The sequence below is a fragment of the Burkholderia ambifaria AMMD genome (assembly GCF_000203915.1).
Taxonomy (GTDB): domain Bacteria; phylum Pseudomonadota; class Gammaproteobacteria; order Burkholderiales; family Burkholderiaceae; genus Burkholderia; species Burkholderia ambifaria.
In genome coordinates this window covers 2497113-2520653 of record NC_008391.1, presented here as the reverse complement: position 1 = coordinate 2520653, position 23541 = coordinate 2497113, and the positions used below count along the sequence as shown (strand labels likewise).

Here is a 23541-nt window from a genome sequence, read left to right as displayed (position 1 = left end):
CCCACGCCGGTCACCCCGTGCTCGCCTGATCCCGATGCCATGACGATACCTCACAGCGTGCCGCGACCGGCGCGAGCAGCGTCGCGCCCGCACGCGCGCGTCGCGCACCGCGCAAAGCAAAACGGGAAGCCGCGAGGCTTCCCGTTCGTTCATCGACGCCGCGTCGCGGCATCGTCCCGGCCGCGCGTCACGCCTCGGTTGCGTACAGCGCATCGCGCTGCGCGTCGCTCAGCGAATCGAGCGGCACGTCCGGCAGCCGATAGCAAATCATCGCGCCGTACAGCTCGGCCAGGCAGTTGCTGCCGGCGTCGAGCGCGTAGCCGTCCTCGCCGTCCGGCGCCGGCGGATACACTTCGCGCCACGCATTGATCGCGGCTTCGATTCGCACGATGGAAACGGGTCCGGCCTTCCGCTCGGCGGGTGATGCGCTCATGAATTCCTCTGGGTTGCCGCTCCGCGGGCCGTGCCGGCCGCGGCGGAACGATTGAATCGCCGGGCGCCGCCGGCCGCCGCAACAGGCGCGCGCCGGATGCCCGATCCGCGCCGCGCTCGTCGCGCCGGCCGGGCCGTGGCCCGGTAGGGTCGGGAAATATAACCGGCTTTGACCCCGTGCAGGGGAAAGCCGACAAAAAAAACGGGAAGCGCGCGGCTTCCCGTTTCATCGCATCTCGCGCGGCCCTGCCGCACCGCTATCAGCCCGCGGTTTCGCGGTTCGCCACGCGCTGCGTCTGCGCGCCGCGGTTCGCGGCCACCCATGGCGCGATTTCCATGTCTTCGTAGCGCACGAAGCGGCTCTTGTTCAGGAACCGGTAGCCGAGCCAGACGACGAGGAACAGCGGGATGCCGACGTAGGTCGCGGCCACGCTCGCCCAGTCGATCCGGTTCGCGAGGAACGCCTGATAGTCCTGCCCCAGCGCGATCACGAGACACAGCACGAACGCGAACAGCGGCCCGAACGGAAACCATTTCGACTGGTACGGCAGCTGGTCGACCGCGTAGCCCTGCTTCACGTAGCCCTTGCGGAACCGGTAGTGGCTGATCGCGATGCCGAGCCACGCGATGAAACCGGTCATGCCCGACGTGTTCAACAGCCACAGGTACACCGTCTTGTCGCCGTACAGCGACGTGAAGAAACACAGCGCGCCGACGGCGGTGGTCGCGTACAGCGCATTGCGCGGCACGCCGCCCGGCGACAGCTTCGCGAACAGCTTCGGCGCACGGCCTTCCGTCGCGAGGTTGTAGAGCATCCGCGTCGACGCGTACATGCCCGAGTTGCCGGCCGACAGCACGGCCGTCAGGATCACCGCGTTCATCACGCCGGCCGCGAACGCGAGGCCCGCGTGGCGGAATACGAGCGTGAACGGGCTCACGCCGATGTCGGTCACGTCGCTCTTCAGCAGGCTCGGGTCGGTATAGGGAATCAGCACGCCGATCACGAAGATCGCGAGCACGTAGAACAGCAGGATGCGCCAGAACACCTGGCGCACCGCGCGCGGGATCGTCGTGCGCGGGTTCTCCGATTCGCCGGCCGCGACGCCGATCAGCTCGGTGCCCTGGAACGAGAAGCCCGCGATCATCGCGACGCCCATCAGCGCCGGCAGGCCGCCCGCGAATGGCGCGTCGCCGATCGTCAGGTTGCCCCAGCCGTTGCCCGGCGCGCCCTTCAGAATGCCGAAGATCATCAGCAGGCCGACGCCGATGAACGCGACCACCGTGACGACCTTGATCAGCGCGAACCAGTATTCGGCTTCGCCAAAGCCGCGAACGGTCAGCGCGTTGAGCAGGAACATCACGGCGAGGAACGCGGCGCTCCACCAGACGCCCGGCACGTCCGGGAACCAGTAGTGCATCACGAGCTGCGCGGCAACGAGTTCGACCGCGATCGTCACCGCCCAGTTGTACCAGTAGTTCCAGCCGAGCGCGAAGCCGAAGCCTTCGTCGACGTATTTCGCGCCGTAGGTCGCGAACGAGCCCGACACCGGCATGAACGCGGCCATTTCGCCGAGGCTCGTCATCAGGAAGTAGACCATCAGGCCGATCAGCATGTACGCGACCATCGCGCCGCCGGGGCCGGCTTGCGAAATCGACGCGCCGGACGCGACGAACAGGCCCGTGCCGATCGAGCCGCCGATGGCGATCATCGTCAGATGGCGCGCCTTCAGCGCGCGATGAAGCTTGGGTGGGTTCGCGGGCGAACCGGATGGGTCGGAATTCGGAAGTGCGGACATAAACGAGACGAACGTTGAGCGGGCCGGCATCCGGAGCCGGCGCAAGCGGGATCGGGGGCGCCGCCTGCGATGCATTCGATGCGGCCCCGATACGCGTTGCGCGGCGGGCGCCTGCGGCGAAGCGCGGATTCTACCTGATTCGTCATCGGGATCGCTCGGGTCCGAACGCCCACGGAATCAACGGGTTGGACGGCGCACGAGCGGCCACCCGCCGCACGCGGCCGCGCAGGCGGCGAAACGCCTATTCGCCGACCGGTTATCCGTCATTCCAACCCAAGCCACCGGTAATCGACTTCGCCTCCTATGCCGATCTCGCATTAAAGCGACAAATCAATCGACATACACCGTAATAATCAGACAAAATGTTACGGACTGACGATTGATTCAAATCAAAATCGGCCCCGAGCCATGCAGTAATGATGCGTAACCGCCTGAAACCCGGTAGTTTGCGCAGCATGTTTTGCATCGCGCGGCCAGCTTCAAGATTTCGCGAGATAATACGGGTTAATTCGAAATATTCAGCGCGCGGACCCCCCGACACACCAATATCCGCCGCCTGCCGCCCCCGAGGATGAATTCATACCCGCTGCCTGCTACGCTGCGCCGCCATACCGTGTCGGCCGTGGCCCGCATTCTGTCGCCCCGCGGCGTACTCGTCGCGGGCATCGTGCTGTTGCTGCTCAGCTGGGGATTTTCGACGTCGCTTTTAATCGAGGCACGCAACGACGCGTACGGCCATGCGGTCGAAAATGCGCGCAATCTGATGCTGCTGATCGAGCGCGATATTTCACGCAATATCGAACTTTATGATCTGTCACTACAAAACGTGGTCGACGGTCTCTCTGATCCGGAACTGATGGCATTGCCGCCGCGCCAGCGTCACCGGCTGCTGTTCGACCGCGCCGCGACCGGCGCGTATCTCGGCGCCATTTTCGTGATGGACCCGCACGGCAATATCGTGATCGATTCGGCCACATCGCCGCCGCGGCCAGGCAATTTCGCCGATCGCGACTATTTCACCGTGCATCGTGACCGGCTTGCGCCGGGCCTCTACATCAGCCGGCCCTATGCGTCCCGGCTGCGCGGCGGCGCACTGACGATCGCGCTCAGCCGCCGGATCGTCAAGGCCGACGGCACGTTCGGCGGGATCGTCGTCGGCACGCTGAACATCGACTACTTCCGCGCGCTGCTTGACGGGATCGCCGTCGGCAGGCACGGCAGCGCCGCGGTGATCGAAGACAACGGCGCGCTCGTGTCCCGCCTGCCGTACGACGCGCGCGTGGTCGGCCTCGATCTGCACGACTCGCCGCTCTTCATCGAGTCGCAGCGCCGCAGCGAAGGCGCGCTCACGGGCGTCGGCGCGATCGACGGCGTGCGCCGTATCTATGTTTACAAGCATCTCGCGAATCTGCCGCTGCTCGTCGACGTCGCGCCCGCCGAGATCGACATCTACGCATCGTGGCGCCATCGCGCGATCTGGACCGCCGTGCTGATGGGCCTGTTCACCGCGTTCATCGCGTGGGGCTCGCTCGCGCTGTCGCGCGAACTCAGGCGCCGGCAGATCGCCGAGTCGAAGCTGTACCGGCTCGCGCACACCGATTCGCTGACCGGCCTCGACAACCGCGGCACCTTCGACGCGGTGCTCGCGAAGGAAGCGCAGCGCGCGTCGCGCAGCGGCCGCCCGCTGTCGGTGCTGTTCGTCGACGTCGATCATTTCAAGGCGTTCAACGACTACTACGGCCACCTCGCCGGCGACGACGTGCTGCGCCGTGTCGCGCAATCCGCGTCGCGCTGCCTGCGTCGCGACAGCGACCACGTCGCGCGCTACGGCGGCGAGGAATTCGTCGTCACGCTGCCCGACACCGATGCGCGGGGCGCGGCGACCGTCGCCGAGACGATCCGCCGCGCGATCGCCGGGCTCGACATCGCGCACGGCCGCAGCCCGTACGGGCACGTGACGACGAGCATCGGCACCGCGACCGCCACCGGCGGGCGCGTGAACGCCGCGGCGCTGCTGCGGCAGGCCGACGAGGCGCTGTACCGCGCGAAGTCCGGCGGCCGCAATCGCGTGTCCGATGCCGAGGCGAGCACGGCCGACGCGTGACGCGGCGGCCGCCCACTCCCCCGACGCTCCGCCGCCTCGCCGTGGACAGCCCGCGCGGGTTCGGCTAGCGTTACGTCAGCTGCGCGTGCGGCGCGGCGCCGGCCCGCGCAGGCCGCCCGCGCGTATTGTGGCCACCCCGGCGGCCACCCCGCCGGCCACCCCCGCTCCGTCATGACTGCCCAGCTCCCTGCCCGACTGCCGCCCATCCTGCGCCACGCGCTCCGTCCTCTGCTGGACCCGTACCGCCGCTACCGGCACGCGAAGCTGATCCATGCGGCGCGCGTCGCGCTCGCGATCCTCGTGTCGATCGGCCTGTCCACCGGCCTGCGCGTGCCGCACGGCGAATGGTCGACGATCACCGTGCTGATCGTCGTCGGCGGGCTGCAGCATCACGGCAACATCCGCAAGAAGGCGGCCGAGCGCGCGCTCGGCACGTCGATCGGCGCGCTCGCGGGGCTCGCTCTGATCGTGTTGTATTCGGTCCTGCACATGCCGTTCGCGATCTACCTGCTGATGTCGATCGCGTGCGGGCTCTGCGCGTATCACGCGATCGGCAAGGCCGGCTACATCGCGCTGCTGTCGGCGATCACGATGGTGATCGTCGCCGGACACGGCGACAACGAGATCGTCGACGGCCTGTGGCGCGCGGTGAACGTGCTGGTCGGCATCGCGATCGCGCTGGCGTTCTCGTTCGCGCTGCCGCTCTATGCGACCTACTCGTGGCGCTACAAGCTCGCCGACGCGCTGCGCGCGTGCGCGGCCGTGCACGCACGGCTCGCGGGCGACCGCCCCGTGAGCGACGACGCGCACCTGAAGGAAATGGCCGCGCTGAGCGCGCTGCTGGTGCAGCTGCGTTCGCTGATGCCGTCGGTGTCGAAGGAGTGCGAGATCTCGGTTACGCACCTCGAGGCGATCCAGCGCAGCCTGCGCCTGTGCATCGGCTACCTGGAGATCCTGTCGAGCGCCGTGCCGGCCCGCGACGACCTCGCCGCCCGCGAATACATGCGAACCGCGATGAAGGCCGTGAACCGGCGCATCCGCGACACGCTCGTCGGCGCGAGCCGAGCGCTCAAGTTCGGCACGCCGAGCCGGCTCGCGCCGCGCCGCCGGCCGGCGGATGCGCCGCACGACGCGCCGCCGCCGGAATTGTCGGGCTACGTGTCGATCACGGCCAAGCTGGCCGCCGAAGTGGATCAGTTGCGCGAGAAACTGCTCGATACCGCGCAGGCGTGGAATATTTGAAGGTGTGAAGGCGTGAATGTCTGAAGCCGACGGATTTAGGCAGACGCCGGAAATCTTTCATCTTTCTTTCATCGGGGCGAGACCGCGTCTTGACGACATCGGCCGCACTTTCCGGCCGATCCGGCCCTGGAAACAGCGCTTACGTACCGGCGCGTGCCCACCGGTTTCGACCGCCTTTCGGGGCCGCTTCGCGGCGGATTCTCCGGGCGGTTAACCGCCCGCCAGGCCCGCCGCGACAGGCGCGACGATGCATTGGCGCGAAAATCAGGTCTTGCCCCAACTTCCCGGACAGCCGATACTCGCGTATTCCGCGAAATACGATCCCACCGGCTTCAATCCACGGTAATTCCTATGAGCACGATTCTCGAAAGCCTCCCGACCGGCCAGAAGGTCGGTATCGCCTTCTCCGGCGGCCTGGACACCAGCGCCGCGCTGCACTGGATGAAACTGAAGGGCGCCGTCCCGTACGCATACACGGCGAACCTCGGCCAGCCCGACGAAGACGATTACGACGCGATCCCGAAACGCGCGATCGAATACGGCGCAGCCGGCGCCCGCCTGATCGACTGCCGCGCGCAGCTCGTCGCCGAAGGCATCGCGGCGCTGCAAAGCGGCGCGTTCCACATCACGACGGCCGGCGTCACGTACTTCAACACGACGCCGATCGGCCGCGCCGTGACGGGCACGATGCTCGTCGCCGCGATGAAGGAAGACGGCGTCAACATCTGGGGTGACGGCAGCACGTACAAGGGCAACGACATCGAGCGCTTCTACCGCTACGGCCTGCTCGTGAACCCGGATCTGAAGATCTACAAGCCGTGGCTCGACCAGACGTTCATCGACGAACTCGGCGGCCGCGCCGAAATGTCCGAATTCATGAACCAGGCCGGCTTCGCGTACAAGATGTCGGCCGAGAAGGCGTATTCGACCGACTCGAACCTGCTCGGCGCGACGCATGAGGCGAAGGATCTCGAAAGCCTCGAGAGCGGCATCAAGATCGTGAACCCGATCATGGGTGTCGCGTTCTGGCGTGACGACGTGAAGATCGCCGCCGAGGAAGTGACGGTGCGCTTCGAAGCCGGCCAGCCGGTCGCGCTGAACGGCGTCGAGTACAAGGATCCGGTCGAACTGCTGCTCGAAGCGAACCGCATCGGCGGCCGCCACGGCCTCGGCATGAGCGACCAGATCGAGAACCGCATCATCGAGGCGAAGAGCCGCGGCATCTACGAAGCCCCGGGCCTCGCGCTGCTGTACATCGCCTACGAGCGTCTCGTCACCGGCATCCACAACGAAGACACGATCGAGCAGTACCGCGAGAACGGCCGCCGTCTCGGCCGCCTGCTGTATCAGGGCCGCTGGTTCGACCCGCAGGCGATCATGCTGCGCGAAACGGCGCAGCGCTGGGTTGCACGCGCGATCACCGGTGAAGTGAAGATCGAACTGCGCCGCGGCAACGACTACTCGATCCTGAGCACGAAGTCGCCGAACCTCACGTACCAGCCGGAACGCCTGTCGATGGAGAAGGTTGCATCGACGTTCTCGCCGCGCGACCGGATCGGTCAGCTGACGATGCGCAACCTCGACATCACCGATACGCGCGACAAGCTGCGCGTGTATTCGCAAGTCGGCTTGCTGACGCCGGGTGAATCGTCGGCGTTGCCGCAGATCAAGGGCGATAGCGACAAGTAAGCCGGTCGCTTTCGCGGGCGGGCGGATGGGTGGTATGAAAACCGCCTGCCCGCCCGCAGCACTTCCCTCTCCGCCTTTTCTTCAAGCACTGCCGGATTCGGATCGCGAACGCGTGTCGCGACGATCCTGCACGCGCATCACGATTATTTCGCTGCCGTGGCCGTGGCCGTCGCGGTCGCAGTGGCCGCAGTCGTCGTCATCGTGGTGGCAGCAGTCACCGGCGCCGGCGTGCGTGCCAGATCCCGACCGATCATGTCCGCGACCGACTTCTCGCACGACTTGATCCCTTCCAGCGACTTGTCGAAGTTCTTCTCGAGATCGCTGAAGCTGCCGTACGTGTAAGCGAAATCGCTGTCGACGTGGACGCTGTTCGCCTTGATGTCGTAGCCGCACGCGAACGTCTTGAAATAGATGTCCTGCTTCGTCTTCGCGTCGAGAATGCGCGCGCGGACGACCACCCACGGGATGTAATCGGGCTGGTTGGGCGGCGAGATATAGCCGAACGACGTGAACCATACGTTCATGATCGCATCCGCGTCGGTCTGGATCGCGGAATAGTCATCCGACTTGCCGTCATCGGCGAGCTTCACCTTCTGGCCATTGAGCCTCACGACCTGATATCCGGTATCGGTAAGGCGGCCCGTTACGCCGTCGACGATGTCCGGTGCGAACGCGATCTTGCCGGCCGTCACGTGATCCGTGTAGGTGCTCGTATGGCTTGAGTTGACGGCGGCTTGCGTGAGCGCGCCGATCAGCCCGAACCCGGCCGCCGCGCCGCCGAGGTTGACGACCGCGACACGCTTCGGCTCGGTGACGTCGAGGATCGCGATCGAATGCAGCTTCTGACGTGCTTCGGGTTTCATGTCCGTGTTCGGCAACGTGACGCAACCGGACAGCAGCGTGACGAGCAGGCCGCAACCGAACAGGGTGGCTTTGGAGGGGTTCTTCATTGGATGAGTGGCGTTTTGTTGTTGACGGAACGTGTTCATCGGGCCGTCGCACACGGCGCGTCGACGCGCCGCGTGCGGTGCGACCGTGCGTTTATTGTTTGATCACCTGACCGTACGCGATGAAGCTGTAATCAGCCGCGCGCAGCACGTAGAGGATCGAGCGCTTGAAGCCGTTGGTTCCCGTGATCGGCACGAACATGATCGCGGCGCTGCCCGACAGCGGAACGCCGGCCGGCAGCTTGCAGCCCGTCGATGCGGAGGCCGTCACCGTCATGTCGTACATGTTCTGGTTCGAGCCGGGCGTGGAAAGCAGCAGCGTGCCGCTCAGGTTGCAACCGCTCAGCGTGCCGGTCAGCGTACCGCCCGATGCAATCGCGAACGATGCGTTGGTCGTCGCCCAGGTGCCCACCACGCTGTCCTGCGTGACGGCAAGTGCGTTTGCGGCGTTATAGGTCCACGTGAAATTCGACGCCGTACCGTTGCGGCTGATCGTGCCGGACAACGTCTGCTGCGGGCTGTATGCGCCCGAGCCCGAATCGATCTTCGTGACGATGCCGCTCGTTCCTGCAAAGTTGATACCCGGCGCGAGCGACCACGTCGAACCGTTGACGGTCAGATTCGTGAAATCGTCGGACATCACGAACGATCCGAGCAGATTGAGCGTGCTCAGGTTGTTGCGCGGGTCAACCAAGGCGATGGTCGAGTAGCCGAGGTTGCCGGATGCCGACCAGATCCCGACCGGGCCGGTTGCCGTTGCGGCCGTCGAACCGGCTTGCGGGGTCGTCAGGCTGGGCAGTGCTTCGCCGACCGTCACCGGCTGCGACGATGCGACGGGGGCGCTCGCCGGCGGAGCCGCGAGCGGCGTGGACGCGACGGCCGGTGCGCTGCCTGCGTTATTGGCGCCGCCGGTGTTGGCGGGCGTGCCGCTGCTTGCGTTCGACGAGCCGTCGCCGCCGCCGCAACCGGCGACGACGAATACCGAGATCGCGGCTGCCGCCAGCAGACAAAGGGAATGCTTGTTCAATTCAATCCTCGATTTTTTTGTGCGTTTTTTTGTGGTCCAGATTCGAATCGCGTTACTTTTCCGGTGTGTTGCGTGGGCCTCCTCGAGCGACGTTGGGTGCGTGGTGTGATGTGTCGGGGAAGGACGATGAGGCGGTCGTCGGTTGCCGGATACTCGGCACTACGGACACGAGCGTGGAGGTGTGGTCGCGCGGGAACGCGCACGCAACGGTGAGAACCGCATGCAGCAGCAGGCATGCCGCGGCAAGGCAAAGGAAGACGACGCGCCGCCCCTCGGTGCCTGCGCGTCCCATCGAATCGGCGCATCCCATCTTCTGATACTGCGCACGGCTTCGCCGGCCGGGCGCCCCCTCGGTTATCTGGTCGTGTGGTTTGGTTCTACGGCTCTGGTAATACTTTTTTTGAGCTACCGAGGAAGGTAACGGCGGTGGTGGGGATTTCTTTAGGGGGTTTTGTCGAGGGAATTTTCCAGGGGCTTTGTTCGGGGGCTCCGCAAGCCCGCTCGTTCGGCCGTTGGCTCGGGCGATGAAGTCAAACCCGGAGGTATCCGGAATTTCGTGTGTGAGGCGGGTTGAGATTCAGACTCCAATGTTGAATCGTTCCGGGTAAAGCAGCGCGAACTGGGTCATGCGCTCTTCCAATCGTGCCGGGAACCGGTCCACTTGGCCACGACGTTGCGCAGCGCCAGCCAGATCAGTTTGAGCGCGGCCTCGTCCGACGGGAAGTGGCCGCGCGCCTTGATGATCTTTCGAAGCTGCATGTGCAGCGACTCGATCGCATTGGTCGTATATACAATTTTCCGGATATCGGGCGCGAAGGCGTAGAACGGAATCACCTGATCCCAGGCTCGTCGCCAGAGGGCGGCAATCGGTGGGTATTTCGTACCCCACGGGCTCGTGTCGAACGCATTCAGCGCCACGGCGGCCGCTTCGGCCGACGGTGCCCGATAGACCTCCTTGAGCGCCGCTGCGACCGATTTCCGGTCTTTCCAACTGGCGAAGTCCAGCGAGTTCCGGATCAGATGCACGATGCAGGTCTGGACGGTCGTTTCCGGGAACACAGTGTTGATCGCTTCCGGGAAGCCCTTCAGTCCGTCGACCACGGCAATCAGGATGTCCTGCAGGCCGCGCAGCTTCAGGTCGTTGACCACCCGAAGCCAGAATTTGGCCCCCTCGGTCTGCTCGATCCAGAGGCCCAGCACGTCACGTGTGCCATCGCGGCGCACGCCCAGCGCCAGGTAGATCGCCTTGTTGCGCACCACGCCTTCGTCGCGGATCTTGACTCGCAAGGCGTCGAAGAACACGACCGGGTACATCGGCTCGAGCGGCCGCTGTTGCCGCTCGCGCACTTCATCGATCGATCACCGCGTCGGTGACGGTGCTGATGAAGTCCGGCGACACCTCAATGCCGTACATCTCCAGCAAGAAGCCCTAATTCTCCCGCACGCTCATGCCGCGTGCGTACATCGCGATGATCCTGTCGTCGAAGCCGGTGAAGCGTCGCTCGCCCTTGGCGATCAGCACCGGATCGAAGGTGCCTTCGCGGTCGCGTGGAATCTCGACGTCGAGCAGGTCGTCGTCGGTTGCAACGCGCTTGCGGCTCGTGCCGTTGCGATGGTTCGTGCGGCCGCCCGGTTTGGCTTCACCCTTCTCGTAGCCAAGGTGGTGCGTCAACTCGCCACCCAGCGCGCGCTCGAAGATCGCCTTCTTGACCGCAGCGAGCTGCTCGTTGATCGTCGCCCGATCCAGCGTTCCGGGCACCAGTTGCTTGATCAGTTCCGGGTCCAGGTTCAAGCCCTTGCCCGGCTCAATCGTCACTTCTTCCTTGCGTTTGCGTGGCATAACGTGGCTCCTCGGCCATCAGTTTATGCCTCACACACAAAGGTTCGGATAGGCTCCACGGATGCGTCGTGAAGGTGGTCGCTCAAAGTCGTTTCCCCCTCCGCTGAGCTGAGGTTGCAGCGCGCCAAGCTTCTGCTGGAGGCCCGCCCGTCGCGTCATTGGCCGCGCATCCAAGTCCGACAAATGCTCACAGATCCTCATGCACGATAAGGTCGTGCTCTCGAGCTATTCGGTCCGTAGCACCCACCATCGACAACTAATTTCTGGCTCGAGGATTACGATCGCTTCAGCATTCACGCCCTGTATAGTGAATGCCGCGCGAATGCCACTTCCTCCCTGTTCACGATAAAACTCGATCCGTTCGGCCCGCTCGCTCACGAGAGACACCACCTCACGACCACCGCATTCAAGCCGAAACTGAAAAGACTCGGCGGCGCCGCTGAAGGACATCTCCATTTCGACATTCCCATGTGGCGATCGGAGACGGTAGAGACAGAGTGAAAGAGATGGATCCTCCCGGATTGGCTCGATTCCGAAATTCTCCATAAATTGCGCTTTAGTAGGAAAGTCCATTCTATTTCCCCGTTTTGAACGGAATAACAGTGCTGAGCCGCCGCCCACCGTTCGGAAGTATTTGAAAAGTACTTTCAAACTTTGCGGCTTGCCCGGACGGCCCGATAAACACGGAATCCCGAACCTCAAAATTTCCGTATTGAGTTGTAAACGTTCGAGAAACGTTACCGTTAGTATTTGCCACTTCTGTCAGATGTTCCGAGATCATTGCCCGCCCCGCCTCCGTATCAGGCACCCCAAGTCGCTTCATTTCCAATGCCAATTGATTTGATCGAGCTGAATTATGCGTACCGCTGTCGACCCCTCCGAACAGATAGTCGAACTTTCCGGGAGCAATTTCAACATCTACATCATTGCCACCGCCACTCTGATTGCTGGATAACGTCGCATTCGGTGGCGTGCTACCAGCCACCGGCGCCGCAATCGGCCCGGTTCCGATCGCAACTCCTGCAGGCGCCAGACTGGGGCCAGCCGGTGGCAAGCCCGCTCCGACACCGAGGACCGCACTTAACCCATTCGAGATGCCTTGAAACGCGAGGGACCATCCCGACTCTGACATCTTTTGTTGCGAACCGGCCTGCACCTGCCTACCGAACTGCGTGGTCCAGCGCCCGATATCTCCAATTGGATCACCGTAGGTCCATTGAGCCCAGCTAACAATATCCTTCTTCAGTTGCTGGACCTTCTCGGACAGACTGTTGTTCAAGGCTTCGTTCTGCGCCCACGTCGCTCCGGTCTGCGCGCTCGCGCCTGCGATCCCACTTGCCAGTCCACCTGACAGCGTTGCACTCCCCACGGTGATGGCGTTGAACACGGCGTTGTCGTAGCTCGTCGCCTGCGTAAGAGTTCCATCACCGTTGTCCGTCACGGTAATCGTCTGCGTTCCGCCGTACAGACTGTCCCGTAAAAATGGCGCAACCAACGCGCTTGTGGCCCCGCCGAGCGCACCACCGGCACATTCTTGACCACTGGCCGCCGCGGCTACGCATCCAAGCGCCGCATGCGAGGCCACATAGCCGAGCTCTCCCGGTGTCCCATCACCAAATGTTCCGCTATCTTTCGCATTCCCGATCGCATAAGCAGCAGCCGCCGCCACGTCCCTGACGAAGCTGTCTCGCAAACTGTCAAGGAAACTTCCCCCGCCAATCAGCGTCTGCGTGCCGGCCTGAATCGCCGCATTGGCAGAGAAAGCCAGCGCTGCGGTCGGTAGCGATCCAGCCGCCGCACCAGCCTGCGGCACGAGCGCATTCCCAGTCGTCTGCACACCGGCCAGTGCCGAAAGAGACGGCGCACTTCCTTCGAATGCAGCATTCGCGCTGAACCCGAACGAGCCCGAACCGCTGTCAAACGTGATGCCGTTCGTCAGCCCAGCGGTCACTGCTCCGATCAGGCCATTCTTCAGGCTCGCGCCGAAATCGATCTGTCCCGTAGCAACAACCTGCCCCAGCGCGCTCGATGCAAACGAGCTCAACCCGACTGCGATCATCGTGTTGGCCAAGCCGCCAACGGCCAGCGAACCGCCCGCCGCACTCGCCGCCGCGGTAATGGCCGCGCCCGTCAGCCCCTGCTCGGCTGCCATAAACGCAGCCGTGGTTGCCGCTTCGGCAGCGCCCGACATCGACGCGATCGCAGCCGAGATTTCCGGCTGCATCATGATCGCTGCAGCAACGGCAACCACCATCGAGGCGATCTGCATCATCCCGAACGAGCCGCCTTCCTTCACGAAATCCTGATGAAGGTTGTCGCTCACTGCCGTCTGCGTGAAATTGCCGCCGAGTTGATGTTGAAGTGCAGCAAGCGCGCCCTGGGTGCCTGCCTGATCCATCGTTCCGTCAGCCGCCAGCTTCTGCAGCGCCCCACCAATCTGATTCAGCGCCTGAACATTCAACTCCATGTTCGCCGCGCTCATGAACCCGCCCGGCTGCACCACCGTGCCGGTCGTCTTCAGATACCCGCCGTCGACCTTCTGCCAGATCTCGCCGACGTTGACCTGATTCGCCTGGTTCGTCAGCGTGTGCGTGTCGACGCTCAGCGTCCCCGACGCCGCGATGCTCCCCGTGTTGAGAATGCTGCCGTTGCCGTCCTGATTGAACTTCAGCGTGACGTCGTGTCCGGAGATATTGCCGCCCGCCGACAGCGCCTGCGTGTCCTGCGGCAGATACACCTGCGGCATCAATGCGGTGATCGTCGGGCACGTCGCCGTGCCCGTCGCGTGGCACGTCGGATCCGGCACCGTCTGCTCGACATACCACAGCATCGGCCGGTCGAGCGCATTGATCTGCTCATGCGTCAGCGCAGCGCCGAGTTGCAGGTCGTGTGCCTTCGAGTAGTCGATCGCGTTCTGGTACAGGTACTCCTTTTCCTGCGTCGTCACCGACACGTTGTTCTTGCTGTCGTACGTGAGCCCGTCGACAAAGCTCGACTTCCCGGTCTGCTTCAACGCAGCCTGCTGCAACAGCAGGTCCTCTTCCTGCGGGTTGTAATAGAACAACGTCGACGACGGCTGAAGGCTCGACGGCAGATTATTCAGGAGGTCCTGCGGACCGAGCGAGCCGATCGCGGAACCGCCGAGCGACGCATCGACATACGACGCAGCGCCCGGGACCGGGGTCGGCAACTTGCCAGTACCGACCGCGCGCGGCACCGACAGGTTCAGCCCCGGCAGATCCACCGGACTCAACGAGATGACTTGCGACGGCGCGTTCACGCGCGGCGTATAGGTGTTCGCCGTCGTGATGCCGTTGATCAGCTTTTGGCCCGTCAACGACACGTACGTGCCGATCACGTTACCGACGTTCTGGATCTGTCCGCTCGACGAAATCGACAAGTTCGGCGCCTGAATGGTCGCCGCGATGTTGCCGACCGGCGTCGGCGGATCGATCGTGCCGCCGGTGCTCGTGTACGCGCTGCCGTACAGCGCCTTGCACTGCTCGGGTGTACCGCAGGCCCAAATGTCGTGACGCTTGTCGCTGCTGAACATGCCGGTTTCCTGCACCCAGTGTGAGTGCCAGTAGGCGTTCAGCACCTGCGCCTCGTTGACGACAGGGCCTGCGACCGCGATCGTCGCGTTGTTACCGGCCGCGATCAGGCTGCCGATGTTCGTCAGACTGCCCGCGTTGATCTGCAGGTTGTTGCCTGCGCTGATGACCGACGAGCTCCCCGACTGCTGGTCGACATAACCCTCGCAGTAGCTTTCCTTATAGCCACCGGCAGTCATGCAGCCGGAGTACTGCTCCTGCTTGCCGTAGTTCTCGTGTACCGGAACGGGTGGCGGCAGGGTGTTGGTGATCGCACCCGATACGTTGAGCTTGATGTCATTGCCGGCGACGATGTTGCCGGACGTGTTGTTCAGGCTCTGCGCGGGCGTGGTCGAGCTTGCCGTCGAGCCGACACCGCCGATGACGATGTCGTGGCCCGCGAGCAGGTTGCCGTACGTGTTGTTGATCTGGCCGGCTGCGATGACGAGATCGTGGCCGGCGTAGATCGTCGCGTCGTTCTGGCTGTAGCCGAACGTCGTCGTGGTCGGGTTGTTGCCGCGCGGTTGGCCGGCGTTGCCGCAGGCCGAGTTCGGCACGCCGGATGCGCAACCGACCTGGCTCGCGTAGTTTTGTTGGTTGCCGCCCTGGTTGGTCAGCGTGCCGGACGTAATGGCGACGTTGTTGCCGGCATACAGGAGCCCCTCGTTGGTCAGATTGCCGCCGCCGACCGTCAGGTTGCTGCCGGCTGCGATCATGCCCGTCGGCGTCGTGAAGGTCACCGTGCCGGTAGCAGCAGGCGCGGCTGCACCCGTGTTGATCTGGAACGTGGTCGGCAGGTAAGGCGAGCCCACCTGGCAATAATTGCCCCCGTCGCAATTGAATAGCCCGGTCGGGTTGCCGGTACCCTGGACCCCGATCGATCCGAGCGCCGCCAGTTGCGTCAGAAAGTTCGCGTATTGGGTCTGGTCGACATAGGTCGTGCTGTTGACCGTCATGGTTGGCGCAACCGCGCCGTTGCTCAGCGACTGGACGTTGAGCGAGATATCGCCTTGCGCCGCGATCTGCCCGCCGCGATTCGACAGGGTGCCGGTGGTCAACGAGATCGAGCCGCCGGCGGAAATGACGCCCGATGTCCCGGCCTGCTGGTTCGTCGTCGTTTGATAGACCGTCGGCAACGTGAACGTCGCCGATTTGAGTGCACCGGCCGCAGGCCCCGTTCCGACAAACCAGTAGTTCGAATCCTGCGAAACGCCGTGGTCGTTGGTGCCGGTAAGGACGTGGTACTGATTGAACGTCACCGTACCGGACGTCGCGACCGGATCGGAAGCCGACAATAGTCCGCTGTTCGTGGTCGAGCCCGTCGGTGCCAGCAGGCCGCCGAGCGTCGCAGACGACGTCACGTAAGCCGCTGATACCGTTTGCTCATGACCCGAGATTTTTTCGTAGCCGGCGGTCACCGTGCCGACCGCCCCCGACATCAGGAGCGACGGATCGCTGACCTGCGTGGTCGTCGTGACGGCCCCTTGCGGAGCAGTCTGGTCGTTGATCACCTGCGCAGCAGAGATGCCGATGTTCCGTCCGGCGAATATCGAACCGCCCGTATTGAGCAGCGAGCCGCCCAGATTGAAATTCGCGTCGCCACGCGACTGGGTCGTCGCGCCCTGGTTGTCGTAGCTGCCGCCATTGACGTTGAGAACATTGCCCGCCTCGACGGTCCCCCGGTTCGTCGTGTTGCCATTCAGCGTCAGGATGTTGTCCGCATGCATCACCGCCCCGGCCGCGTTGTTCAGCACGCCGTTGAACGTCACGTCCGACCCGGTGACCTGCCCGTGATTCTCGAAACTGCCGCCAGCCGACAGCGTCAGCGGCGCAGTGCCCGTGATCATGCCGTCGTTCGTGATCCCGTTCAGCCCAGTGAGCGAAACGCCCTGCCCGCCGTAATTCCACGTGCCGCCGACATTCACGTACCCCGCCGTAATGGACAGGTTGCCGCCCTGGCTGATCGTCCCCTGCGACGGATCGAACGCCATGTTGACCGCGCTGATCCCCATGTTCCGTTGTGCGAGCAACTGTCCGCCCGCGTTGTAGAACGCGCCGTTCCCGCCATTGATCGTCAGCGACACGTCGCCGGTCGCACCTGTCGCGGCCTGCGGGTTGCCAGCAAAGACGATCCCGTTCTGGTTGTTCAGCGTCCCGGTATTGACGTTGAGCGCGTTCACGGCCATCAGCGATCCGCCGACGTTCGTCAGCCCCCCGCCTACGGTGACGTTGGTCGTCGTCCCGTTCACCAGTCCGGCGTTCGCGAAGCTCGATGCATTGATCGTAGTCGTGCCGATCGATGCCAGCGACGCACCGGCCGCATTCGTCAGGTTCGCGGCGGATACATCGAGCGAGCCGGCCAACACGTTCGCGGCGTTATACAACCCGTTCTGCGAAGTCAGCGTCGCGTTGCCGACGACGTTCACCGCCTTCCCGCCGGCCAGCGTGAGCTGGTTCGACGCCTGCGCTCCGAGCGATCCGCCGACCGTCGCATTGCCGAGCGTCACGTTCGCGCCGTTCACCTGCAGGTTCTGCGACGCGACGAGCGAAGCATTTCCGGCATCGATCGTCCCCGACGCTGAAACGGTCACGTTCTTCGATCCGACTGCCGAACCGCTCAGCGTAACGTTGCCGCCCGACACCCCCAGTTGCCCGGCAACAGTGCTGTTGCCGCTCAACGTGACGGTCTGCCCGGCATGCAGCGTTGCGTCGCCATTCGACGACACGCCCGCGACCGACACATTGCCGTTGATCCCGTTGACATCGACTGTTCCCATCGATGCCGCACCGCCCGCGAGCGACACGTTGTTCGCAGCCTGAACCGTGACGTTGCCGCCCGATTGCAACAACCCGCCGAACGTCACGCTGCCGGCGTTCGACTTTGCCGACACATCGCCGACCGCGGTCGTCGCGCCGAACGACATGTCGCTGCCCGACACCGCCGTGAACTTGCCAGCGCCTTGAACCGCGCCGAGCGTGATGCCGCCGCCCGCATTGACTGCGATGTCCTTGCCGTACGTCAGTGCCGCGCCACCCGCAATTGCGCCGCCGGCATTGATGCTTGCGCCGCCGAGACCGAACAGCGCGCCGCCGAGCGTCATCGCGTCGCCCGACGTCAACGCCGTATCACCGTTCACGAGCCCGCCGGAAAGCAATGCCAGTCCGCTACCCGCATCTGCACGGAAATTCCCGGTCGACACGATCGGACCTGCGACGCCAAGATCGCCGGCCGCCGCAGTCAGCGTCGCATCCCCGGTCGAATTGATCGCCCCAGCGACACCGAGGTCGCGTCCGGCAGTCACGTTCAGCGCGCCGCCGCTCGACACCGCGCCGCCGACGCCCGCGTCGCGCGCGGCCGTGATCGTCGTCGCCTTGCCGGACGTGAACGCGCCGTTCACCATCACGTCGCCGGCGCCGTTACGGCCCTGTGCCTGCAAAGCGATTGCACCGGCCGCCTGAACCGAGCCCGCCGACAGATCGTTGCCGGCCGTCATCGCGAGATCGCCGTTGGTCCCGATGCTCCCCGCGACCGCGATACTGCCGCCCGCATTGACGGTTGCCTGCTGGGCGAACGCGATCGAACCGGCACTCACCGAGCCGCCCGCCGTCAAGGTGCCGCTTTGCTGCGCACCGATGCCGCCTGCCAGCGTCATGTCGCGCCCTGCGTTCAACACTGCACTGCCGCCCGCGACGGTCTGTCCGGCGACCGCAATGTCCTGCGCGACGCCGACGTTCAGGTCGCCCTGCGTCGTCAGGCTTGCCGCCGTCGCATTGCCGCCCGATACGGTGATGCCGAGATTACCCGCCGAATTGACCGTCGAAAGCGCGACACCGTGCGCCGCATTGATCGTCGTCGTGCCGCCTGTATTGATTGCGCCCGCAACTGATACATCATGTGCGGCTTGCAGCTGCATCGCACCGAACGCAGTTGCCGCCCCGCCGATCGTCACATCGCCGCCGCCCGCACCGCCTTTGGCGGTCACGTCGAGATTGCCGCTGACGGCCTGGACCGCGCCGAGCCCCGCATTGTTCCCACCCGTGACGTTGACGCTCGCGCCTTGCAGCGCGCCCGTCAATGCGACGTCGTGCGCCGCGTCGAGCGCCGCCACCTGTGCGAATGCCGCCGAACCCGCACCGCTGATGTCGCGCCCCGCGCTCAGCACGCCGTCACGCTGCCCCGCGAGTGCCCCGGTCAACGCGATATCGCGGCCGGCCTGCACGCGGGTCTGCGTCGCCACCGCGATCTGGCCGCCGAGCTGCGTATCGAGTCCGGACATGCTGTTGAACGCGCCCGCGGTCGTCGCGGAGCCGGTGAGCAGCACGCTGCCATTCGTCGCGGTCGTGTTCAGATCTCCCCTCGACTCCACGCCGCCACCGACCGACACGTTGCGTTGCGCACTCAATGTCAGCGCATCGCCGCTGCCGAGCGTGCCGCTGACCGAGACGTCGCGCGCGCCTGTAATGCTCGCCGCGCCCTGCGCCGAAGCCGCGCCGGTGATACCCGCATCGCCTGCGCCGGCATTGCCGCTCGCGGTCAGCGTCAGCGTGGTCGACGACGACGCGTCGTGCAGCGATGCATTGTTCCCTCCGATCACCGTGACCGCAGCAGCCTGCACGCCACCCATCAGCGCAACGTCACGCTGCGCCGTATAGTTTGCGGTGGCGGCAAACGCCTGCTTGCCGCCGCCGTTGATGTCGCGGCCGGCCGTCACCGTGCCGTTCGCCTGTCCGACCATCGTGCCGTTCAGCACGGCATCGCGGCCGGCCGTCAGCACCGCATCGCCGATCGCGCTGGTACTCGCGCCGAGCGACAGGTCGAGGCCGGTCGCGATATCGAGTTTGCCGCCACTGTTGATGCCGCCGGTTGCGTTCAGGCTGCCTTGCCGTGCAGCGAGCACCGTGTCGCCGACCGACTCGATCGCGCCGCTCACCGCGATGTCCCGCTGCGCAGTAACGCCGACCGTCGAACCACTCGCGACCTTGCCGCCGACCGCAACATCGTTCTGCGCGAGTGCCGTGATCGCGCCCGCTGCGGCGACCGAACCGTCGATGCGCAGATCGCCTGCGCCGGTTGCGGTGTTCGTGCCGTTCGCGCGTAGCGCGATCGTGCCCGTCGACTCGACGTTGTTCACGGCCGCATTGCCGGCCGCCGTCACGCTGACCGACTGCCCCTGAATCAGCCCTCGCTGGGCAACGTCGCGCCCGGCGTCGAGCGTCGCCTGTTGCGCGAACGTCAACGTGCCCGCGCCGACGATGTCGCGCGACGCGTTGACGATCCCTTGCCCCTGCCCGGCCAGCGTGCCGGTCACATTCACGTCGCGTCCCGCGACAAGCATCGTGTCGCGCGACACGGTCGTGCTGCCGCCGAGGTTGATGTCGCTGCCGGCCTGCGCGTCGAGCGCGCCGTTGCTCGCGATCGCGCCCGTCGATCCGATGCTGCCGCCGCTCGCCCGCAACGACGTATCGCCGGCCGATTGCAACGAACCGCTGATGTTGATATTGCGCGCCGCAGCTAGCGCAACGTCTGCGCCACCGGTCACCGCACCCGTCACGCTCAGGTCGGTCTGGGCGCCGAGCGCAAGCGCCGATGCGGCTTGCACGTCATGCAGCGTCGCGGATCCGCCGGCCGCCGTCGTCACGTTGCCGCCGCGCAGCGAGCCGGTGAGAGTCGTATCGCCGCCCGAGCCGATCTTCGCCGCGAGCCCGAACGCAACCGCGGCCGCCCCGCCTATCGCGCCGACGGCGTTCAGCGTGCCGTTGCCCTGCGCCACGACCGAGCCGTTCATCGTCAGGTCGCGGCCCGCGTCCACGCTCAGGTTGCCGAGCGCCGACGTCGATTGCGTGCCCAGATCCACGGACTGCGCGGCGATCACCGACAGGTTGCCTCCCGACTGGATATTGCCGGTGCTCGCCAGCGAACCGGCCGCGTTCGTCAGCGCGACGTCGCCGTTCGACTGGACCGTCCCGCCGATCGACGTGTTGCGACCGCCGCCGATGGCCAGGCCGCTCGCCGTCCGCAGCGTGCCGTTGACGGTCACGTCGCGCGCCGCGTCGATCGCTCCGTTCATCAGCGAATTCACGTTGCCACCGATCAGAATGTCGCCGGTGCGTGTCGCGAGCTGGAGCCCCGCGTTGGCTTGCACGTCGTTCAGCGCGATCGAACCGGCCGCCGTCATCGAGACTGCGTGCCCCTGGAACGCACCCGTCACGTCGATGTCGCGACCCGAGATCAACGCCGTGTCCTGCGCGAAGCCGCTGTTGCCGGCGGCGACGATGTCGCGCGCGGCGGTGAGCGTCGCGACACCCTGCCCGGCCAGTTCGCCGCCGATCGTGAGATCGCGGCCAGCCGTTGCGGTCACGTCGCCCGTTACGGTCGTCGCGCCGGTGAGCGCGACATCCTGCGCGCCCTGCGCCGTCAGCGCGCCCGCGCCGTTCAACGTGCCGGCCGACATAACGCTGCCGCTCGCCGCCGTCATCGCGAGATCGCCGACGGCCTGCACGGTGCCGCCGCCGTTGACGCTTACGTTGCGTTGCGCGGCCAGCGCGACCTGCGCGCCGCCGGCGAGCGTGCCGTTCACGACCACGTCGCGCGCCGCATGCACGTCGGTCGCGCCGAGCGCCGCCGCGTTGCCGTTGAACGTCACGTCTCCACCACCCGCGACGCCGTTTGCCGTCACGCCGAACGTACCGCCCGCTTGGACGGTAGAAAGAGTCACGTCGTTACCCGCGTCGATCCGCAGACCATTGGCGAGCAGCTTGCCGGTCAACGCAACGTCATGCGCCGCATTCAACGCACCGTTCTGCCCGAATGCGATCGAACCGCTTCCCGTGATGTCGTTGCGTGCGCTCAGTGTCCCGTTGCGCTGGACGATCACGACACCCGATGTGTCGACGTTGCGTCCGGCGTCGATGCGCGCGTCGGTTCCAACCATCAACGAACCGCCGACCGACGCATCGCGCGTGACATCGGCCGCGAACGTCGTTCCGCTCGCGAGCGATCCGCTCACGCTCAGGTCGCGCCCCGCCTGCACGCCGACTGCGTTCTGTGCGGTTGCCTGCGATGCGACGAGGGTGTCCTGACCGGACTTCAGCGCCAGATCGCCGCCGCTCTTCACCGTAGCATGAGTTGCGACATTGCCCTGCGTGGCGGTCAATGCCAGATCGCCGGAGGTCTGCAGCGCAGCATTGATCGTCGCATCACGTTGCGCGGTAATCAGCAGCGTCTCGCTGTTCGTCTGTCCGTTCACGTTGACGTCGCGGCCGGCCTGCACGGCCGTGGCGCCGGTCACGACCGACGTGCCGTTCAGATTCACGTCACCGGTGCCGTCCGCGCCGTGCGCGGTCACCGACAGCGCGCCGCCGCCCTGTACGTCGCCAAGCGCCACGCTCGCACCGGCGGTGATGGTCATGTTGCCGCTCGCCTGCGCATTCGCCACGCTCACGTTGCCGCCTGCGGAAACGGCAAGCTTGCCGCCGGACTGTATCGACCCGGCCGAGGTCACGTCACCGTTCGCGTCGATTGCATAGCCGCCGACCCCGATGTGCGCGCCAGTCATCGACACGTTGCTCGTGCTGTCAATCTTCGCCTGCTGCTGCGCGGCGGAACCGGCAACCGCCACGTCGCCGTTCGCCGACAGCAGCAGATCACCTGCATTCGCGGCGAGCTGCGCGTCGGCACGCACGCCCATCCCTGCCGCAGTGCTGATCACCTGGATCTGGCCGGCCGTCATCGCGCCGAATGCGGTCGCGTCGATTGCGAGCGACCGGTTCGCGCCGCCGTTCGCTGCGTTGATCGCCCCGGCGGAATTGTCCGTGCCGTTCGACGTCGTGCCGTAGGTCGTGCCGTATGTATCGACGGCGGCCGGCGCCACGAACTGACGCCCGGCGATCGCGTTGATGCGCGTGCCCGCATAGAGCGGTGCATTGATGCCGATCGTCTCGCCGATCAGGTCGATCGTGCCGACGGTTCCCTCTATCCCTGCGCCGGGCCCATTGACGCCGGCATTGCCCTCGATCTGCAGGTGGCCGCCGGTCACGTTGTAGCCGATCGCCTTCGCGTTCGCGAAGTCGGTCGGGGTGCCCCCAACCCCGCTCAGAAACTGCGGCGCGCCAGTCGACAGCGTGACGCCGATCGTGTTGGTGAAGCCCGTGCCGCGCGTCGTGATTCCGTTCGGGTTCGCAATGACGACGGTTGCCGGTGCGCCGAACACTTCGAGCGGGCCGTTCAGCAAGCTCGCGTACCCGCTGCCCGTCGACGTGACCTGGTTGACGATCACGCTGGCCGTGCGGCCGTTCAGGTTCGGGTTGGCCTGCACATTGCCGCCCGTCAGCGACGTACCCGACATCAGGCTGTTGTTCAGAATCAGCCCGACGGGATCGATATTGAATTGCTGATACTGGTTCAGCGAAATGCCGGCCGCGTTCGGCGCGGTGATGTTGACGATCGGTACGCCGCCACCGGCCCCCGTCGACTGCGTGATGGCCGGCTGAAACGAGATCGGCGCCGCGGGGTCGATAATCGGCGCGGCGGCCGCGAGTTGCATCGAGAAGCGAACGCGCAGCGACGCGAGATCGAGCAGCCGCTGCCATGCAGCGTCGTCGATGCGGCGATTGTCCGCGCCGAGCACGCCAGCCGCATCGCGGCACTGCTCGACGGTGACCGTGATCGGCCCGACGAACATCGTCAGCGCAACGAGCGCGCTGATCGCGCGCTGCCACCAGCGATACGAACGCGTAACGGGCGCACCCGCCAGAAAGCGCGGTGCGCCGGCCATCGATTGCTCACGCGCGCCGATTCGCGCCGCTGCTGCTTCGGCAAGCTGCTGCAAGGTCTTACGCTTGGACGTGTTCATCTTCTGTTGTTCGCTTCGTTTT

Annotated in this window: 9 protein-coding genes and 1 pseudogene; 3 read left to right on the top strand and 7 right to left on the bottom strand. The window is 65.4% G+C overall.

The genetic code is table 11. From position 1 onward, the window contains the following. Positions 1 to 187: 187 nt before the first annotated feature. Entirely contained in the window at positions 188 to 433 is a 246-nt protein-coding gene (locus BAMB_RS27205; protein WP_006761486.1) for a DUF3717 domain-containing protein, read from the bottom strand. A 259-nt stretch (positions 434 to 692) separates the two neighbouring features. Next, positions 693 to 2228, bottom strand: coding sequence for an amino acid permease (locus BAMB_RS27200; protein WP_041491602.1), 1536 nt, complete (start codon positions 2226 to 2228; stop codon positions 693 to 695). Between the two features lie 571 nt (positions 2229 to 2799). Between BAMB_RS27200 and BAMB_RS27195 the strand changes: the two genes are divergently transcribed. The 3 genes from BAMB_RS27195 (at position 2800) to argG (ending at position 7263) form a co-directional block, all read left to right on the top strand. Further along, entirely contained in the window at positions 2800 to 4332 is a 1533-nt protein-coding gene (locus tag BAMB_RS27195; protein ID WP_011660370.1) for a GGDEF domain-containing protein, read from the top strand. Between the two features lie 171 nt (positions 4333 to 4503). Then, the gene (locus tag BAMB_RS27190) at positions 4504 to 5574 is read left to right on the top strand and encodes an FUSC family protein (protein WP_011660369.1); all 1071 of its coding nucleotides are present in this window, start codon (positions 4504 to 4506) and stop codon (positions 5572 to 5574) included. 351 nt (positions 5575 to 5925) lie between these two features. Next, entirely contained in the window at positions 5926 to 7263 is a 1338-nt protein-coding gene (argG, locus tag BAMB_RS27185; RefSeq protein ID WP_011660368.1) for an argininosuccinate synthase, read from the top strand. 143 nt (positions 7264 to 7406) lie between these two features. On the opposite strand, the gene BAMB_RS27180 is transcribed toward argG, so the two are convergent. The 5 genes and pseudogenes from BAMB_RS27180 to BAMB_RS27160 all read right to left on the bottom strand — a co-directional run bounded on the left by BAMB_RS27180 (position 7407) and on the right by BAMB_RS27160 (position 23519). Then, positions 7407 to 8213, bottom strand: coding sequence for a hypothetical protein (locus BAMB_RS27180; RefSeq protein ID WP_041491601.1), 807 nt, complete (start codon positions 8211 to 8213; stop codon positions 7407 to 7409). Positions 8214 to 8304: 91 nt separating this feature from the next. Beyond that, entirely contained in the window at positions 8305 to 9237 is a 933-nt protein-coding gene (locus BAMB_RS27175; RefSeq protein WP_011660366.1) for a hypothetical protein, read from the bottom strand. A gap of 577 nt (positions 9238 to 9814) precedes the next feature. After that, a pseudogene (locus tag BAMB_RS33165) lies at positions 9815 to 11077 on the bottom strand (IS256 family transposase). A 225-nt stretch (positions 11078 to 11302) separates the two neighbouring features. Continuing rightward, positions 11303 to 11650 (bottom strand): hypothetical protein, encoded by a 348-nt coding sequence (locus tag BAMB_RS35605; RefSeq protein ID WP_011660363.1) that lies wholly within the window; start codon positions 11648 to 11650, stop codon positions 11303 to 11305. A gap of 1 nt (position 11651) precedes the next feature. Next, on the bottom strand, positions 11652 to 23519 hold the full coding sequence (locus BAMB_RS27160; RefSeq protein WP_082089687.1) for a two-partner secretion domain-containing protein: 11868 nt from the start codon (positions 23517 to 23519) through the stop codon (positions 11652 to 11654). Between the last annotated feature and the right edge of the window lie 22 nt (positions 23520 to 23541).

Excerpts from the sequence above, each read along its gene's own strand:
- BAMB_RS27160 (WP_082089687.1), bottom strand. The coding sequence starts at position 23,519 with ATGAACACGTCCAAGCGTAAGACCTTGCAGCAGCTTGCCGAAGCAGCA.
- BAMB_RS27205 (WP_006761486.1), bottom strand. The coding sequence starts at position 433 with ATGAGCGCATCACCCGCCGAGCGGAAGGCCGGACCCGTTTCCATCGTG.
- BAMB_RS27200 (WP_041491602.1), bottom strand. The coding sequence starts at position 2,228 with ATGTCCGCACTTCCGAATTCCGACCCATCCGGTTCGCCCGCGAACCCA.
- argG (WP_011660368.1), top strand. The coding sequence starts at position 5,926 with ATGAGCACGATTCTCGAAAGCCTCCCGACCGGCCAGAAGGTCGGTATC.
- BAMB_RS35605 (WP_011660363.1), bottom strand. The coding sequence starts at position 11,650 with ATGGACTTTCCTACTAAAGCGCAATTTATGGAGAATTTCGGAATCGAG.
- BAMB_RS27190 (WP_011660369.1), top strand. The coding sequence starts at position 4,504 with ATGACTGCCCAGCTCCCTGCCCGACTGCCGCCCATCCTGCGCCACGCG.
- BAMB_RS27180 (WP_041491601.1), bottom strand. The coding sequence starts at position 8,213 with ATGAAGAACCCCTCCAAAGCCACCCTGTTCGGTTGCGGCCTGCTCGTC.
- BAMB_RS27195 (WP_011660370.1), top strand. The coding sequence starts at position 2,800 with ATGAATTCATACCCGCTGCCTGCTACGCTGCGCCGCCATACCGTGTCG.